This is a genomic window from Pseudomonas sp. R32, from assembly GCF_009866705.1.
Taxonomy (GTDB): domain Bacteria; phylum Pseudomonadota; class Gammaproteobacteria; order Pseudomonadales; family Pseudomonadaceae; genus Aquipseudomonas; species Aquipseudomonas donghuensis.
In genome coordinates this window covers 2,439,436-2,454,580 of sequence record NZ_CP019396.1, presented here as the reverse complement: position 1 = coordinate 2,454,580, position 15,145 = coordinate 2,439,436, and the positions used below count along the sequence as shown (strand labels likewise).

Annotated in this window: 17 protein-coding genes and 1 tRNA gene; 8 read left to right on the top strand and 10 right to left on the bottom strand. The window is 57.7% G+C overall.

The window, feature by feature from the left end:
• Positions 1–54 precede the first annotated feature (54 nt).
• On the top strand, positions 55–1,047 hold the full coding sequence (locus PspR32_RS11415; protein ID WP_010221887.1) for a LacI family DNA-binding transcriptional regulator: 993 nt from the start codon (positions 55–57) through the stop codon (positions 1,045–1,047).
• 194 nt (positions 1,048–1,241) lie between these two features.
• Here PspR32_RS11415 and PspR32_RS11410 read toward each other — a convergent pair whose 3' ends face one another.
• Together PspR32_RS11410 and PspR32_RS11405 are read right to left on the bottom strand one after the other, a co-directional pair.
• Positions 1,242–2,477 (bottom strand): MFS transporter, encoded by a 1,236-nt coding sequence (locus tag PspR32_RS11410; RefSeq protein WP_159388499.1) that lies wholly within the window; start codon positions 2,475–2,477, stop codon positions 1,242–1,244.
• A 357-nt stretch (positions 2,478–2,834) separates the two neighbouring features.
• A complete protein-coding gene (locus tag PspR32_RS11405) occupies positions 2,835–3,797 on the bottom strand; it encodes a GlxA family transcriptional regulator (protein WP_036995902.1) in 963 nt (320 codons plus the stop codon).
• A gap of 95 nt (positions 3,798–3,892) precedes the next feature.
• On the opposite strand from PspR32_RS11405, the gene PspR32_RS11400 reads away from it, so the two are divergent.
• A complete protein-coding gene (locus PspR32_RS11400; protein ID WP_159388498.1) occupies positions 3,893–4,330 on the top strand; it encodes a tautomerase family protein in 438 nt (145 codons plus the stop codon).
• A gap of 235 nt (positions 4,331–4,565) precedes the next feature.
• On the opposite strand, the gene PspR32_RS11395 is transcribed toward PspR32_RS11400, so the two are convergent.
• From PspR32_RS11395 to PspR32_RS11385, 3 genes are all read right to left on the bottom strand, one after another.
• On the bottom strand, positions 4,566–4,907 hold the full coding sequence (locus PspR32_RS11395) for a hypothetical protein (protein WP_159388497.1): 342 nt from the start codon (positions 4,905–4,907) through the stop codon (positions 4,566–4,568).
• Between the two features lie 52 nt (positions 4,908–4,959).
• Entirely contained in the window at positions 4,960–5,520 is a 561-nt protein-coding gene (locus PspR32_RS11390; protein WP_036995905.1) for a YSC84-related protein, read from the bottom strand.
• Positions 5,521–5,589: 69 nt separating this feature from the next.
• Positions 5,590–5,748 carry a DUF3309 family protein gene (locus PspR32_RS11385; protein WP_036995906.1) on the bottom strand — a complete coding sequence of 53 codons (159 nt, stop codon included), beginning with the start codon at positions 5,746–5,748 and terminating at the stop codon, positions 5,590–5,592.
• Positions 5,749–6,052: 304 nt separating this feature from the next.
• On the opposite strand from PspR32_RS11385, the gene PspR32_RS11380 reads away from it, so the two are divergent.
• Both PspR32_RS11380 and PspR32_RS11375 read left to right on the top strand, forming a co-directional pair.
• A complete protein-coding gene (locus PspR32_RS11380; protein WP_159388496.1) occupies positions 6,053–6,223 on the top strand; it encodes a CsbD family protein in 171 nt (56 codons plus the stop codon).
• 192 nt (positions 6,224–6,415) lie between these two features.
• Positions 6,416–7,108, top strand: coding sequence for a Crp/Fnr family transcriptional regulator (locus tag PspR32_RS11375; protein ID WP_103143295.1), 693 nt, complete (start codon positions 6,416–6,418; stop codon positions 7,106–7,108).
• A 183-nt stretch (positions 7,109–7,291) separates the two neighbouring features.
• Here the strand turns inward: PspR32_RS11375 and PspR32_RS11370 are convergent, their stop codons facing one another.
• A complete protein-coding gene (locus tag PspR32_RS11370) occupies positions 7,292–8,026 on the bottom strand; it encodes a Crp/Fnr family transcriptional regulator (RefSeq protein WP_036995907.1) in 735 nt (244 codons plus the stop codon).
• Positions 8,027–8,202: 176 nt separating this feature from the next.
• Here PspR32_RS11370 and PspR32_RS11365 point away from each other — a divergent pair, with 176 nt between their 5' ends.
• A complete protein-coding gene (locus PspR32_RS11365; protein WP_159388495.1) occupies positions 8,203–9,513 on the top strand; it encodes a cation:proton antiporter in 1,311 nt (436 codons plus the stop codon).
• A gap of 187 nt (positions 9,514–9,700) precedes the next feature.
• A complete protein-coding gene (locus PspR32_RS26365) occupies positions 9,701–9,985 on the top strand; it encodes a hypothetical protein (RefSeq protein WP_081839672.1) in 285 nt (94 codons plus the stop codon).
• 267 nt (positions 9,986–10,252) lie between these two features.
• On the opposite strand, the gene PspR32_RS11355 is transcribed toward PspR32_RS26365, so the two are convergent.
• The gene (locus PspR32_RS11355) at positions 10,253–11,434 is read right to left on the bottom strand and encodes a PAS domain-containing sensor histidine kinase (RefSeq protein ID WP_036995909.1); all 1,182 of its coding nucleotides are present in this window, start codon (positions 11,432–11,434) and stop codon (positions 10,253–10,255) included.
• A gap of 408 nt (positions 11,435–11,842) precedes the next feature.
• Here PspR32_RS11355 and PspR32_RS11350 point away from each other — a divergent pair, with 408 nt between their 5' ends.
• Together PspR32_RS11350 and PspR32_RS11345 are read left to right on the top strand one after the other, a co-directional pair.
• Positions 11,843–12,133, top strand: a complete 291-nt coding sequence (locus PspR32_RS11350) for a type II toxin-antitoxin system ParD family antitoxin (RefSeq protein WP_036995910.1) — start codon at positions 11,843–11,845, stop codon at positions 12,131–12,133.
• A gap of 2 nt (positions 12,134–12,135) precedes the next feature.
• A complete protein-coding gene (locus PspR32_RS11345) occupies positions 12,136–12,492 on the top strand; it encodes a type II toxin-antitoxin system RelE/ParE family toxin (protein WP_159388494.1) in 357 nt (118 codons plus the stop codon).
• A gap of 91 nt (positions 12,493–12,583) precedes the next feature.
• Here PspR32_RS11345 and PspR32_RS11340 read toward each other — a convergent pair.
• The 3 genes from PspR32_RS11340 to uvrC all read right to left on the bottom strand — a co-directional run bounded on the left by PspR32_RS11340 (position 12,584) and on the right by uvrC (position 15,139).
• Positions 12,584–12,659, bottom strand: a tRNA-Gly gene (locus PspR32_RS11340).
• Between the two features lie 63 nt (positions 12,660–12,722).
• A complete protein-coding gene (pgsA, locus tag PspR32_RS11335; RefSeq protein ID WP_010221879.1) occupies positions 12,723–13,283 on the bottom strand; it encodes a CDP-diacylglycerol--glycerol-3-phosphate 3-phosphatidyltransferase in 561 nt (186 codons plus the stop codon).
• Between the two features lie 32 nt (positions 13,284–13,315).
• A complete protein-coding gene (gene uvrC / locus PspR32_RS11330; protein WP_036995958.1) occupies positions 13,316–15,139 on the bottom strand; it encodes an excinuclease ABC subunit UvrC in 1,824 nt (607 codons plus the stop codon).
• Between the last annotated feature and the right edge of the window lie 6 nt (positions 15,140–15,145).

Below are 15,145 nucleotides of genomic sequence, written 5' to 3'. Positions count from 1 at the left end.
GAAGCGCAGGCCATGTGTCATGATTCTCCGCAAACCTGACCGGTCTCGCCTCGTATGACTTCAGTGAAAGACGTTGCACAACTGGCCGGCGTGTCCCTGATGACGGTTTCTAGAGCGCTCAACAATCCGGAAAAATTGAGCCCCGAAACCTATCAGCGGGTACGTCGTGCCATTGATGAACTGCAATTCGTTCCGAGCCTGTCGGCGCGCAAGATTCGCGGCGACAACCTCCAGACACGAACCATCGGTGTGTTCGCGCTGGACACTGCGACCACGCCGTTCGCCGTCGAGCTGCTGCTGTCCATCGAACAGACCGCGCAGCAAGCAGGCTGGAATGTCTTTATCCTTAACCTGCTAAGCAACCCGCCTACCGACCAGAACATCGACCTTATGTTGTCACACCGCCCTGACGGGTTGATCTTCAGCGCCATGGGGTTGCGCCAGGTGTGCATTCCCGAGCGGTTGAAGAGCAAACCCCTGGTACTCGCCAATTGCCTGGCGGACGACAGCCACCTGGTCAGTTATGTGCCCGACGACGAAACGGGGCAGTATCGAGCCGTGCATCACGCATTGAGCCAAGGCTATCAGCGTCCTCTGTTTATCAACCTGCCCAAACAGAGTCTGGCCTGGGGGCTGCGTCAGAAAGGCATGCAGCGTGCTTGTCAGGCATTCGGACTGGCGCCTGACGCACTCCTGCAGTACGACCTGTCCGATCATGACGCCTATGGTGAAACCGCAGCCATCCTCGACCGGCACATCACTGATGGTCGTCCCCAATTCGACATTCTGATCTGTGGCAACGACCGCATTGCTTTTTGTGCCTATCAAGTGCTGTTGGGCCGTGGTCTGAAAATTCCCGACGATGTCGCCGTGCTCGGCTACGACAACATGATCGGTATTGCTGAGCTGTTCATCCCGCCGCTGACCACGGTGCAACTGCCGTACTACGAAATCGGTCGCAAGGCTGCCCGGCACTTGATCGACAGCCTTGAGGAATCGGGAGCTCAGCCAGTGGATTGTCCATTGGTGGTCAGGGCATCAGTATAAGAATGAGGTAATTCGGGAGGCTTCAACCAGGGTTGGCCAATCGCGTTGCAGCCCGCCGTCGCGTCTTGGCACAAATAGCCAGGGATAACGGGCTGGCTAAGAAGTTCGATGAACCGGGTGATGTTTTTCTCGTCGCTGGAGGCAACATGGCGTTCCTTTTCCAGGCTATTTCCTCCTCGGAAAAGTAATGAGCCTCAGGCAGCTTCATTGTCCTTGGGAACGAGCAATACCATCGCACCGACGATCACTTCGAAAATCCCGCTACCGAGGATGACCATACCGGTTTCGAACCGCGCATAAAGTGCCGCGCCGCAGGCCCCGGCAATGAGAATGGAGGCACCCAGCGTAGCAAAGCGCAACCTTGCCAGCCCGGCGATCTCGCTTTGCCTGAATGTGGTTTGAATCAGCAGAATGAATGAAATGTCGATCAGTGGCCCACCGAGCGCGGCCAGGCCGGCGCCGAACATCATCCCGGCCAGGACGTACTCCGCTGGCAAATACATCACCGCCGCACCGATCGTCGCAATGCCCAGGCCGTTGACCACGGAGCCGAAGGTAAAGCCACCATACAGGCGGTGGATATGCAGGTTCCCGACGACGAAAATAGAGATCAGGTTGCCGCAGCCATAGGCGCCCATGATCAGGCCGTAGGCGGCAAAGTCCTGTACACCGAAGCCCTGGATGTCGTATTTGACCACGGCCAGCGCCATGCCGATAGAAATGCCCAGACTCCAGGCGATGTTGCCCAATCCAGCACACACATACACCGCCTGCATCTGCCGGCGACCGACCAGGCTGCGCCAACCGGCAGTGAAGGCGGCACGCCGGCTCGTCACCTTGAGCGGTTGACGAGGCAATGCCTTGCTCAGCTTCATCACCGCCCAAGCCGAGATCAGGAAAGTCAGGCTATTGAGGGTAAACAGATGCTCAAGCGGAATCAGCAGCGTAATTGCCGCGGCCAGCATCGGCCCGATCACTCGAGCCACCCGGATGATCGCGTCGAATAGCGCATTGACGGCCTGCAACTGGTCCGACGCCACGACAATGCGTGGCAGGCTGGCGCGCAAGGCCGGTTCGAACAAAGCGTTGACAATCATCATGAGCATGACCGGCACTGCCAGCATCCACAGGCTCATGATGCCCAGCGTCCAGGCCAGCATCGGAAGCAGGGCGAGCCCGGCCCGCGTCAGGTCGGCACCGATCATCGTGCGTCGATGGTCCCAACGCTCAGCCCAGATCCCTCCCAGCAGCGCCCCCGCCAACGCGGCCCCACCGCGCAACGCACTAAGCCAACTCGCATCGGTGCCGGCGATCTGCACTGCCATCCAGGCGACGGCGATCGCGAACAACTCGTCGCCGATCGAAGATAGCGCCAGCCCTCCCCATAACAACGCCACCGGCCGCTGAAGTAACGGTCTAAACAACTTCATATAATCAATTCCGCCAATAAAGACCCGTCACACAACGCAGCTGTAAGCCCACCCTTATCGGCGCGTCAAACGTCGAAGCCGGGGCTACTCCAGCGCAGTCTGCTGTTTATATGTTCGGGCACTCCTTACAGACTGCCGGCCTCTGAAGCATGCACAGGTACTCTACCTGACGACGGGGCTCAATGAGCGTGGCCTTCACGCCTATCCACCCTGCACCACCAGAACCGCGCATAGCAGGCCCTGAGCCTCAACAGGTGGATGAGAGTACGCTGCACCTAAGCATAAATTCAGCGCCTTGGCGATCGTGCAAGCTTTCTGCTACGAGCTGTCTGCGGACGAGATCTTCAGAGAGAGAGGTTACTGGCGCAGTTGTTTTGGGGAGGCGTTCAACAGGCGGCGCATAAGTCGCCGTAGGGCTGTGGCATCCTGATATCCGACCTGCTCGGCGATGAATTCAACGGAGTACCTGCTGGTTTCCAGCAGCACGCGGGCCCTGTTCAGTTGTACACGCTGGATCAAATTCCGAGTTGAAAGACCGGTTGCTTTTTGAAGGTGCCGGGACAGCGTTCGCTCAGACATGCCGACGTACGCTGCAAGGCTCGGGACACTGGGCGGATGGGGCAGTCGTGCTTCTATGTAGGCGGTGAGGTTGGCGACCAGCGTATTGCCCTGGGCCATGATTGCCGGGTTGATGAATGGGGATTGCAACTGCCGGCCATCGAGTAGAAGGGCCTTGCCCACAACGTCGGCGAGCTCCGGTGACAGACGTCTGCGCAGCAGGTGCAGCATCAGGTCAGTTTGCGCGAAGGCTGCGCCGGCGGTCGTCAAGGGCGGGTCGCAGAGCACCATGACATTGGGGTCGACAATGCAGTCAGGCGCAATGCTCGACAGCCAAGGGGCGAGCCACCAGGACGTCGTCACCCGTCGCCCCGTCAGTAGCCCTGCGGCATGCAGGAGAAAGACCGCCGAGCACGAGGCTGCAATCTCCTTGCTTTGATTCACATGCGCCTTCAGCGCTGGCAGTGTCTGAAGGACCCAGTCGTCCTCAAGACGCTGCAGCAGCGCGTCGAAGTCGCTGATGCCAAGGCCCGGAATGACCCAGCAGGAGTTGTCCTCGACGTCTGTGGTCAGCGCGTCAACCTGCAGCAGCATGCCTTGGCCCAGCGTAATCAGCCCTGGCTGCGGCCCACAAACGCGCCAGCGTGGCACGGCAAGGCCGCGCCGTTGCGCAAGTGTGGCGGCGGTGCCGAGGATGTCCAGGGTGGCTGCGACGCTCGAGGCGAACGCCCCGGGAAAGACGAGGACAGTGAAATCGTACATTGTCCGATTATGCCCGAAAGAAGACGAATCGGTCACTTATCGAGTAGAGCAATAACTGGCCCAATAGCGCCTCCAGTTAACCGCGAGGTTTCGCCATGCCAAATATCCTGATCAAGGTGCCTACCGGCGCTTTCAACCAGCCACAGCGCCAGCAACTGCTTCGAAGCGTAAGCGACGTGGCAATGCTTAATGAGCACATGGGCGATGCCCCTCAGCAGCGTGCGCTGTGCTGGGTGCTCATCGAGGAAGTTCAGGCCGATGAATGGCTGTGCGCAGGCGTTGCTCCTCATGCCCGGGTTGTCCCCTGCATTGTCATCGTCAAGGTGCCTGCCGGCGTTCTTGATGCACCGATGCGTCAGCGCTACGTGCGTGAACTGCATTGCGCCATACAATCGAGCCTGGCAGCGGAGGATCAGCGCCAGTTGCTGAGCTCGATACAGATCGAGGAGGTTGTTGACGGAACTTGGGGGGCGAACGGTGATATCTGGCATTTGGCCGACTTCACCCAGGCAGCCGGATACGGACATCTATAGGCCCTCCTCCCACTTCCATCCGAATCCCTGCGCTGAGTCAGCCATAGGAAAAAGCTGCTGGAGCGCATCTGGCAATATACGGGAGGCAACGCGGTGTGGAGCGCAACCGTAGAATACCAAGGCCCTGATGAAAGCAGCGGGGATGTCATAATCAATCCCCCCGAGATGCTGACGGCAATGAGCGTTGGAGTCGGTGATGAGCAAAGTCACCGGAAGTAGACATGCGCCCACACAGTCAACCCAATTGATCAACCATGACCGCATTGCTGTAGAACAGCGCACCGTCAGCAGCACGATGCCCGACCAAATGAAATTGACCGCGTTGGTCACGAGCACTTAAATAAACCCGAAATTGGCAATCAGATAATGGGCCACACTCCAGAGGCAGTATCAAATCCATCTGACTGATATCGACATCGACCATCACCTCGGACGCTTGGGTCCTTTTCAGCTGTTCTTCAGCCTCCTCAAGCCGCAGATGATCCGCCCCACTGACGTGAAAATGGATTTGCCCCAGTTCAATGGGTGTATCCTCGCTACTGGTCTTACACCAGCCTTCTATGGTCAGGGTATTCATCGGCATTGCTCCCGAGATGAACGCCCCGACAGTGATCGGGGCGTGCGCTGGGCTAGCGCTTGATGAGCGAAATCTTGGTGCCCTCAATGCTGATACCCGCCATCAATCCTTGCTGATCGAAGACAAACGCATAGGCATCCTGTTGCAACGACGAACTCGATAAATTTTTCGCCACGCCCTGATCGACAACCACGACAGTGGGCCCTACGCCGACCTCCCAGCCCTTCGTATCACGCACGTACTGAAGGGCTTTGTCGGTCATCAAGAACACGGCATAAGCGTAGGATTGCGCACCTGCCTGCAACCCCCAGGAGCCCGTCACAGAGTTGTAATAGCCGTCTACTTTAGAACCTATCAACAACTCACCCTCACCATAACTACCACCAAACACCAGGCCCGCCTTGACGATGTTGGGGAATACGAGCACAGCCTTGGCGGTGCGCGACATGGTTTCGGCCAATGGGTGTGCCTTGTAGAGTATCTGTAAGGCCTGTTGGGAGTCCTTGTCTAGGTCAGCGGCCGTTGCAGCACTCGCGCTGTTAATGAGACCTGCTGATGCCAATGACAAAACGACAAAAACTATCGAAAACAACAATCGCAATGAATTTTTCATTGTTGAACTCCAATACCAGTAATAGAAAGGAAGTGATCGTTGGTTGTGCGACTGACAGCGGCCAGTCGGTTATATCCACCCCATCAGCAGCAATACGAGGACAATGATTACCACGATACCCAACCCGCCAGTCGGTGCATATCCCCAGTTCCTGCTGTGCGGCCAGCTCGGGAGCACACCGATCAGTAGCAGGATTAAGACGATTAATAGAATTGTACCCACGCCCATGACTATTTCCTCAAGTGCGCGAAAGAACAGGTTTGATCGCTGTCGCGCATGCCCAACGATATAACGACACCAGAGTGAACCCTTTACTGGCGGCGATCTGTACGGCACCGCACACAGTACACATCGTTGGAAACAATGGGTGCCAGAAACAAGTGAGTACAACAACAGTTCCGGACCACTGGTCTGCAGGTATGTGTGTTGCCGTACAGACTTAAAACTCTTTTGCACCGAACCTCTTGTACGTGGTCGCTATAAACGCGTGACAACAAGCACGCTGTATTGCAAGCCGACACTGGAGTGCACCATGAACAAGAATCAAGTAAAAGGCAGGGTTAAAAAAATTGAAGGTACGATCAAGGAAGTCGCAGGCAAAACCTTTGGCAACGAACACCTGGAGGAACGAGGAAAGATTGAGAAAACCGTTGGCGCTATTCAAGCGGGTCTCGGGGACCTGAAAGAAGATTTGAATCGCTGATCCAACTCAATAGTCTGGTGCATTCAGGAAACACAAACAGCGTGGCCGGCGTACAGAGCGCTGAACGCACTCTCGCAACCACACGAGAGCGTGCTGTAGCGAACAAACTGTTAGGCGAACGTCGTCCAGACTTTCTGCACGAGGCCATACAGCACCTCTGTTGCCACCGTCACAGTGCTGCAGGACAAACGCGTGCTAGCCAAAACACCACGGCAGGTGGAGAACCGACTGCTCCAGGGCCTGTCTAAAAAGGGCTATAACTCAATAGTGGATCAGTGCGAGCGCGTCGACCTGGCCTTTGGTACGGTGTTGTGTCAGCCCGGCCAGCCCCTGCTGCATGTGTACTTCCCAGGTACCGCATTTATTTCCCTGATGACGGGGTTGCGCGGCCGTCCCCCCCTTGAGATAGGTCTGATCGGCTATGAAGGCATGCTCGGTGCGACCCTTGCCCTAGGGATCGACACTGCCCCCATGCACGCGATCGTACACGGGGCCGGCAGCAGCCTGCGAATGAGTTGCGCGCAGTTGCAGGTCGCGCTCCGCGATAACCCCTTGCTGTTGCATCGGCTGAACAAATACTTGTATGAGTTGCTCAAGCAACTGGCGCAATCGGTAGCCTGCATCCATTTCCATGAGATCGAGCCGCGTCTAGCACGTTGGCTACTGATGGCCCATGACCGTGCGCACGCCAACCATTTTTATCTAACACACGCACTCCTGGCCAACATGCTTGGCGTAAGGCGCAGTGGAGTGACCTTGGCTGCTGGTGCACTGCAGCAGCGCAACTTGATTCGATACACCCGCGGTGACATTACCATCCTTGACCGCAAGGGATTAGAGGCTGCGTCATGCGAATGCTATCGCGCGATCAACACCGAAACCTGAAAATCACGCCTGGGTTGAGGTATGCGATGGCACACGTCATAGCAAAGGCGTAACGCCCGACTGGGCCAAGCAATACACCATGACAGCCGAAACAGGAAAGCTCTTCGTTTACAAGCCTCACGACGGGATAGCACGATAGTGACAGGTACACAGGCGCACTGTGAGCCTGGCTGTTGGACCTGTTCAGTGCGAAGTGGTTTGGCTGAAGGCAGTATGCACAAGAAGACGATCGGTTTCTTTCTTTACAACTGCATAACACTCGCAACACAGCATTTCAAGCTTCGCGCGATTTAACACCTCAATATGACCACGGCTGTACTCGATCACACCGAGTTTCTGCAATTTACCCGCAGCTTCCGTGACGCCCTCGCGGCGAACGCCAAGCATGTTAGCGATCAGCTCCTGGGTCATGATCAACTGATTACTCGGCAAGCGATCCAGCGATAGCAACAACCAACGACAAAGCTGCTGGTCGATTGAATGATGGCGGTTGCACACTGCCGTTTGTGCCATTTGAGTAATTAACGCCTGGGTGTAGCGCAGCAGCAGCTGCATCATTTCACCATGCCGGTTGAACTCACTTTTCAGGCGCTGCCCCGCCAGCCGGTAGGCGTTCCCGGCGCTCTGCACAATAGCCCGGCTTGGGGTGCTTTCGCCGCCCATGAAGACGGCTATACCAACGAGCCCTTCGTTGCCCACCACGGATATTTCCGCCGAGGCACCGTCTTCCATCACGTAAAGCAGGGAAATAATGGTGTCGGTAGGGAAATAGACATACTGCAGAGAATCACCTGACTCATACACAACCTTGCCCAAGGGCAAGGCCACCAACTCTAACTGGGGAATCAGCCGCTCTTGAATCTCTATGGGTAAGGCCGCCAGCAGACGGTTCTGCAGCGGGTGGGGAAGCTCAGACATGGTTTCTCCAACGGTGCCAATGGCCTGCGAACACACGTGCTTTCACAATGATAGCCCCGCAGGGGATTTCCACCTACCGGCGACGTGGGCATAGGGACTCAATTTTCTGTAGTACCTGGCCCTCCGGTAGAGGATGCTAGACAAGGTTACAACGCGCTCCAGGTTAACTGACTGCCATGTCTATTGCCCTATGGTCACTACTCCTCGGGACTTTACTCATCACCATGGTGCTGGGGGCAACCCTACTCGCTCGGTTACTGTTGAGCAGCGCCATGGTCTACCTTCTAGTCGGCTACATGCTAGGACCTGCGGTGTTCGCGGTGATCACCTTGGACCCTGCGCATCATGCCGATGTGCTGGAATGGGTCGCCGAGGTCGCAGTGCTTATCTCACTGTTCAATGTGGGATTAAAGATGGGGGCTGTTCCATTCTCCGACCGAAGCTGGAGGCTGCCGCTACGCTTGGCGCTCATATCCATGGTGCTCACGGTAGGGCTTATCACAGCCGTCGGTTTCTGGGGACTGGGGCTTCCGCTGGGGGCAGCTGTGTTGCTAGGGGGCATCCTTGCCCCGACAGACCCTGTGCTGGCCTCAGGGGTGCAAACTAACAGTGAAGTACATCCAGATCGCCTGCGTTTCAGCCTTTCCGGGGAAGGTGGCTTGAACGACGGAACGGCGTTCCCCTTCGTGATACTAGGCCTCGGGCTCCTGGGGCTGCACGACCTCGGCAGAGGTGGCTGGCGTTGGTGGGCAATAGACCTGATCTGGGCCACAGCAGGAGGCCTGCTGATCGGCGTTACGTTAGGTGCAATCATCGGTAGCCTCGTTGTTCACCTGCGTACGCGCTATAGACTGGCCGTAGGTCTGGACGAATTCCTCTCACTCGGTCTGCTGGCGATGGCTTATGGCGCTGCGCAACTGAGCCTGGCATCCGGCTTCCTGGCAGTATTCGCCGCGGGTCTGGCGCTACAAAGGGTCAAGGAACAACCGCAGCCCGACGCGGCATCACTGAGCACGAGACCTGGTGTGAGCGGCCACGCCTACAAGGCATTGGCCACGCACTCCCACCATGCCAGCGCGACCATGACCAGCGCAGTGATCGGGTTCAATGAGCAACTCGAAAAGCTGGCCGAGCTTGGGATGGTGCTGTTCGTAGGGGCATTACTGCCCTACGTGGTGTATTGGCCAGCGTTGTGGTGGTTCATACCCTTGTTGTTCATGCTCCTGCGCTCGCTAGCTGTTGCGATTGGGATGCTGGGTGAATACGTGCCCAAACCACAGCGCATGATGATCTGCTGGTTCGGGATACGAGGAATAGGTTCCATCTTTTACCTGATGTTCGCCATTCGCCATGGTCTGCCCCCCACCTTGGCTCAACAATTGATAACGCTGACGTTGGTGACCGTCACTGTCTCTATCGTGGTACACGGCATGTCGGTTCTGCCTCTGATGAAGTGGTATGAGCGGCAAGACCAACCCTTGCACTAACGCTGATGTGCCCTTTCCTGGCCGGCCAGCACCGGCTCAGTCCACTCTCTGCCGCAGGTATGTGCTTCAGCGAACAGAACATCGGCCCACTATCCGTCAGACTCGGAAAACTGGATTACTGGGGGCACTTCCCGCACCACGTATCGGATTGCTCCCAGCACCGCACTTACCACGAGGAAGCTCACCAATGATCACTCACTTCAAGGTCGCCGGACATCTCGCCTGCGGCCATCATGGCGATAATCTAATCTCAACCACTGAACTGACGCGGGTGAAATGCCGCAGCTGTCGTAGCACCGACGCATTCAAAGATGCCCGCAAAGATGCACGCAACGCAGCGCGCAGAGCCGCGCGGAAAGCCAAGGGCCTTCACATCGCTAGTAATTGGCGCGAAGCCTGGAGGGACAAGCTCACCGCCATGCCGGGGCTGCAGCGACTCCCAAGGGGATTTGGTGGTCAACCCTACGTTTAGCTGGGCTAAGACCTGTACGAAAAATCGCCGAACGGCGCTTAGGCAAGGCGAAAACAGGCGAGCAACGGCCGGGGTCGCGCACGACTTGACTGGCTGTCAATGAGCATTCCGAATCTGTTTTCAACGCAGCATAAGTGTCGCGCAGGCATATTTCGTACAGACCCTAGTATTTATCTCAGTCCTAAACACCTTGGTGGATAACCACAACCTCCCTCCTCAGACGTCCTGCCGACCGAACACAATCCCCTCTGTCTACCACCCAGCGCCCTAAGTTATAGCCCTTAGCCGCGGGAAGGTCGCGGTGAATGTAGTACCCAATTCAACAGTGGAACTGACAGTGATCTCACCATGATGAGCCCTTACAATTTCACGAACGATAAACAGCCCCAGTCCCACGCTGCGTAGCTCTGCGTTATCATGGCTACCGCGAATCATAGGCTCGAATAGATTTTTCAGAAGCCCAGTGGGAATCGGCGCTCCGACGTTGTGCACGGAAATGGTGACGGTTTCTTCCTCAACATGGGTAGACACCGTGACAGTGGAGCCCTCTGCGCCATAGGCGATGGCGTTAGCCGCAAGATTACCGACCATCTGATACAACCGATCACTGTCTGCAAAGAAATCCCCCTGGCCGCTGTGTACATGAACCAAATCGCTCGTGGGAAACGACAGCCGGATTTCCTTAAGGCAGTCTGCAACGACCTCATGGAAGCTTAGAGGCGCACAAACCACGGCGATCCCGCGACCAACCTGTACGAGCGTAAAATCCAACAGGTCAGCTACAAGTCGCTGAGCCCGCTCGACCGAATGGGTGATGTGACCCAGCATCTGGATAGACTTGGCATCCTGATCACGACGTGACAAAATTTCAGCCGCCATTCTGATTGCCGAAAGCGGATTGCGCAGATCGTGGCTTACGATCCCGACCATCTGTTCGGCGAAGAGCGCCCGACCTTCGGCGGCGGCATAAATTGTCCGCAGCTTACCTTGCGTGATCTCTTGAGACCTTTGAGCTTTCAGACTTTTGGCCAAATGCCCTTCAGCGAGCATTCGAGCATTAACCAGCCCCCGCTCATACCTTCGCCGATCTTCAGCTTTAAATAGTGTCAACTCATGAAATATGCCGTTTGAATGCTCGCAACTAATGGCGCTGAGCATCATGGGGATTGAGTAGCCTGCTCGATGAACAAGATCAAATTTCACATTGGCTACTGAGCCTTGAATCTGCATTAGAGGTCCCCAGTAGACCTGATGAAAGGTCCTGGACTCCAGGGTCATTAGACTCTGAATTGTTCTCCCCAGCAGTTCCTCCCGACCGAAACCGATCCAGCGACAGAAAGTTAGATTGGCCCGTTCGATTCTCCCATTTGCTGCCGCCAGCAACAGGCCGCAATCGGCGTCGTCAAATAAGGTGTCGGGCCCGAGTGGAAGCTCATTCTCTGAGGACATGCTCGTTCTATCCCGGTCGTGTAGTCGATGCCAAAGCGGTGTGATTCTGAAAAATTATAGACAACCAGCAGACACCGAGAGACCCAATCCGTCCCTTTGCCTCGCTACGACTGCACGGGTTGTTGATAGGCGGATTGGATATCAGACCACTACAACATCAAACAAGGCTTGGCCAAGCTGAGGGCCCAAGGCCCGCACCAATCAAGCTGTCCACGACGTCCCGCCTGCGACAGCCTTGTTTGGACTTTGTGCACATGCGGTCCGGGTCTGCAGGCGCTGTTCGGCGCAAAGGATGACCCCGTGCTACACAGTTCGTCAGATACAACTCCCAAACTATGTGTTCGCGGGTAAATTGGCATAATATGCCATTGATCGAAAGAACCTGATTGCCGAAAGCTGGAGCTCATTATGGCGACGCGAAACGTTGTGCTCACCCCTCACCAGGATCAGGTTATCCAGGACCTGGTGCAGTCCGGCCGTTATCAGAATGCCAGCGAAGTGATGCGAGAAGGTTTGCGTCTATTGGAGCAGCGCATCGCCGAAGACACTGCCAAAATTGAGGCCCTGCGTCAGGCGACCTCGATCGGCATCATGGATCTTGAGCACGGGCGCTTTACTCAGTTGAACGAAGGGGATCTGGAGCACTACATCGAGGGCTTGAGCCTGGAGGCCACCCTCCCCGCGCGCGAGAAACATTGAGCATGCCGCAGTATCGGATTTCCAACGCGGCGCGCGCCGACATTGTCGACATCCTCAGGCTCTCCCAGACGCAGTTCGGCGATCAAGCACGCCAGCGCTACCAGGCGCTGATCCTCTCCGCATTACAAACTATCGCCGACACGCCCTATCGCATTGGCAGCCACGACCGCGATGAGCCTGCACCGAGCCTTCGCAGCTATCACCTCATTTACTCACGCCAACTGGCTAAACACCCCCATGGAACGATCAAAACCCCGCGCCATGTCGTGTTCTATCGCGTGGCAAACGACGACGTGATCGAGGTCGTCCGACTCCTTCATGATGCCATGGAGGTGCAGTTTCACCTGCCTACCGACTGACGCGCTCGAACGTCCAGCGCAATGCATATCACGCTGAGGTATTTTTCAGGCACAAAAAAGCCACTCATCTGAGTGGCTTTTTTCTGAATCTTGGAGCGGGAAACGAGACTCGAACTCGCGACCCCGACCTTGGCAAGGTCGTGCTCTACCAACTGAGCTATTCCCGCGTCGTGATGGGGGCTATTGTAACGATTCAATAAATCTCGTCAAGCCCTTGATTCAAAAAAGCTTTATTTCTGTTCCGAGCCTTCGCGCAGGTGCGGCCAGGCGGCGCGCAGGTAGTGCACCATCGACCACAGGGTCAGGCCGGCCGAGATCATCAGCAAGGCGTAGCCCAGAATCACCCAGAACGTCAGCACCGGCGGGTTGGCCAGTAAAATCACCAGGGCGAGCATCTGCGCCGCGGTCTTCCACTTGCCCAGGTTCGACACCGCCACATGCGCCCTCGCCCCCAGCTCCGCCATCCACTCGCGCAGGGCCGAAACCACGATCTCGCGGCCGATGATCACCGCTGCCGGCAGGGTCAGCCAGAAGTTGGCGTGCACTTGCACCAGCAATACCAGGGCCACGGCCACCATCAGCTTGTCGGCCACAGGGTCGAGGAAGGCACCGAATGGCGTGCTCTGCTGCAGGCGACGGGCCAGGTAACCGTCCAGCCAGTCAGTGGCCGCGGCGATGGCGAAGACACTGCTCGCTGCGATATAGCTCCAGTGATACGGAACATAGAACAGCAAAATGAAGATCGGAATGAGCAGGACGCGAAGAACGGTAAGCAGATTTGGAATATTCATCGGCACAACTGGCTGCAAAGTGAGCGAGCATTCTACTCGCTATGCAGGTTGGCATAAATCGACTCGGCAAGCTTTTTACTGATTCCCGGTGCCTTGGCGATTTCTTCGACGCTGGCGCGGGTCAGTTCCTGCAAGCCACCGAAGTGCTTGAGCAGGTCGCGGCGGCGTTTCGGGCCGACGCCAGCGACGCCTTCGAGGGTCGAGGTGCGGCGGGTCTTGCCACGGCGGGCACGGTGGCCGGTGATGGCAAAACGGTGCGCTTCGTCGCGAATCTGCTGGATCAGGTGCAGCGCCGGTGAGTCGCCCTTGAGGGTGAACTCGTGGGCCACATCATTGAGGTACAGGGTTTCGAAACCGGCCTTGCGCGTGGTGCCCTTGGCCACCCCGAGCAGGATCAGGTCGGGCACCGCCAGTTCCTGCAGCACTTCCCGGGCCATGTTCAACTGGCCCTTGCCGCCGTCCACCAGGAGCACGTCGGGCAGCTTGCCCTCGCCGTCCTTGAGCCGGCCAAAGCGCCGGGTCAGGGCCTGGTGCATGGCCGCGTAGTCGTCACCCGGGGTCACGCCTTCGATGTTGTAGCGCCGGTAGTCGGACTTGAGCGGCCCTTCCGGGCCAAACACCACGCACGAGGCCACGGTGGCTTCGCCGCTGGAATGGCTGATGTCGTAGCATTCCAGGCGCTGCGGGGTTTCGTCCAGGGCCAGGACCTGGGCCAGCGCCTCGAAGCGCGAAGCCATGTGCTGGCGGTTGGCCAGGCGTGCACCCAGCGCCTGTTCGGCGTTGGTCACCGCCAGTTGCTGCCAGCGCGCACGGGTGCCCCGCACCCGGTGGCTGATGGTCAGTTCACGGCCGCGCAGGGTTTCGATGGCGGCAGTGATGGCCGCGAAGTCCTCGTGCACCACGTTGACGATCAGTTCGCCGGGCAGCTCGCGCTCGGCGTTGCCCACGTAATACTGCGAGAGGAACGCGGCCATGACCTCGGCCACCTCCTCCTCGATGCCCACCTGGGGGAAGAAGTTCTTGCTGCCCAGCACCCGCCCGCCGCGCACGCTGATCAGGTGCACGCAGGCGCCGCCGGGGTTGACGAACGCCGCGACAACATCGACGTCGCCGCTGCCGCCTTCCATGCTCTGCTGGTCCTGGACCCGGCGCAGCAAGGCGATCTGATCGCGCAGTTCGGCGGCCTTCTCGAACTCCAGGGCCATGGCCGCCTGTTCCATCTCGGCGTTCAGCTCGTTGGTCAGCTGGTGGCTGCGGCCCTCAAGAAACATCACCGAGTGGCGCACATCGACCGCGTATTCCTCAGGCTCGACCAGGCCGACACAGGGCGCCTTGCAGCGCTTGATCTGGTATTGCAGGCACGGCCGGGTGCGGTTGCTGTAATAGCTGTCTTCGCACTGACGGACGAAAAAGGTCTTCTGCAGCAGGCTCAGGCTTTCGCGGATGGCGCCGGCGCTGGGGTAAGGGCCGAAATACTTGCCTTTTTGCTTCTTGGCCCCGCGATGAATGCCCAGGCGCGGGTAGTCGCCATCGGAGAGGAAGACATAAGGATAGGATTTGTCGTCGCGCAACAGGATGTTGTACGGCGGCCGCCATTCCTTGATCAGGGTCTGCTCAAGCAGCAGCGCCTCGGTCTCGTTGGCGGTGATGGTGGTCTCGACCTGGGCGATGCGCGCCACCAGGGCAGCCGTCTTCGGCGCCAGGCCAGTCTTGCGAAAGTAGCTGGCGAGGCGCTTCTTGAGGTTCTTGGCCTTGCCCACATACAGCAGCCGGGCCTCACCGTCGAACATCCGGTAGACGCCCGGGCGACCGCTGCAGGTCGCCAGGAATGCGCTTGAATCGAACACAGCTGTCATGAATGC

Excerpts from the sequence above, each read along its gene's own strand:
- PspR32_RS26365 (WP_081839672.1), top strand. The coding sequence starts at position 9,701 with ATGATCACTCACTTCAAGGTCGCCGGACATCTCGCCTGCGGCCATCAT.
- PspR32_RS11395 (WP_159388497.1), bottom strand. The coding sequence starts at position 4,907 with ATGAATACCCTGACCATAGAAGGCTGGTGTAAGACCAGTAGCGAGGAT.
- PspR32_RS11345 (WP_159388494.1), top strand. The coding sequence starts at position 12,136 with ATGCCGCAGTATCGGATTTCCAACGCGGCGCGCGCCGACATTGTCGAC.
- PspR32_RS11370 (WP_036995907.1), bottom strand. The coding sequence starts at position 8,026 with ATGTCTGAGCTTCCCCACCCGCTGCAGAACCGTCTGCTGGCGGCCTTA.
- PspR32_RS11400 (WP_159388498.1), top strand. The coding sequence starts at position 3,893 with ATGCCAAATATCCTGATCAAGGTGCCTACCGGCGCTTTCAACCAGCCA.
- PspR32_RS11355 (WP_036995909.1), bottom strand. The coding sequence starts at position 11,434 with ATGTCCTCAGAGAATGAGCTTCCACTCGGGCCCGACACCTTATTTGAC.
- uvrC (WP_036995958.1), bottom strand. The coding sequence starts at position 15,139 with ATGACAGCTGTGTTCGATTCAAGCGCATTCCTGGCGACCTGCAGCGGT.
- PspR32_RS11350 (WP_036995910.1), top strand. The coding sequence starts at position 11,843 with ATGGCGACGCGAAACGTTGTGCTCACCCCTCACCAGGATCAGGTTATC.
- PspR32_RS11365 (WP_159388495.1), top strand. The coding sequence starts at position 8,203 with ATGTCTATTGCCCTATGGTCACTACTCCTCGGGACTTTACTCATCACC.
- PspR32_RS11380 (WP_159388496.1), top strand. The coding sequence starts at position 6,053 with ATGAACAAGAATCAAGTAAAAGGCAGGGTTAAAAAAATTGAAGGTACG.
- PspR32_RS11405 (WP_036995902.1), bottom strand. The coding sequence starts at position 3,797 with ATGTACGATTTCACTGTCCTCGTCTTTCCCGGGGCGTTCGCCTCGAGC.
- PspR32_RS11410 (WP_159388499.1), bottom strand. The coding sequence starts at position 2,477 with ATGAAGTTGTTTAGACCGTTACTTCAGCGGCCGGTGGCGTTGTTATGG.
- PspR32_RS11390 (WP_036995905.1), bottom strand. The coding sequence starts at position 5,520 with ATGAAAAATTCATTGCGATTGTTGTTTTCGATAGTTTTTGTCGTTTTG.
- pgsA (WP_010221879.1), bottom strand. The coding sequence starts at position 13,283 with ATGAATATTCCAAATCTGCTTACCGTTCTTCGCGTCCTGCTCATTCCG.
- PspR32_RS11385 (WP_036995906.1), bottom strand. The coding sequence starts at position 5,748 with ATGGGCGTGGGTACAATTCTATTAATCGTCTTAATCCTGCTACTGATC.
- PspR32_RS11415 (WP_010221887.1), top strand. The coding sequence starts at position 55 with ATGACTTCAGTGAAAGACGTTGCACAACTGGCCGGCGTGTCCCTGATG.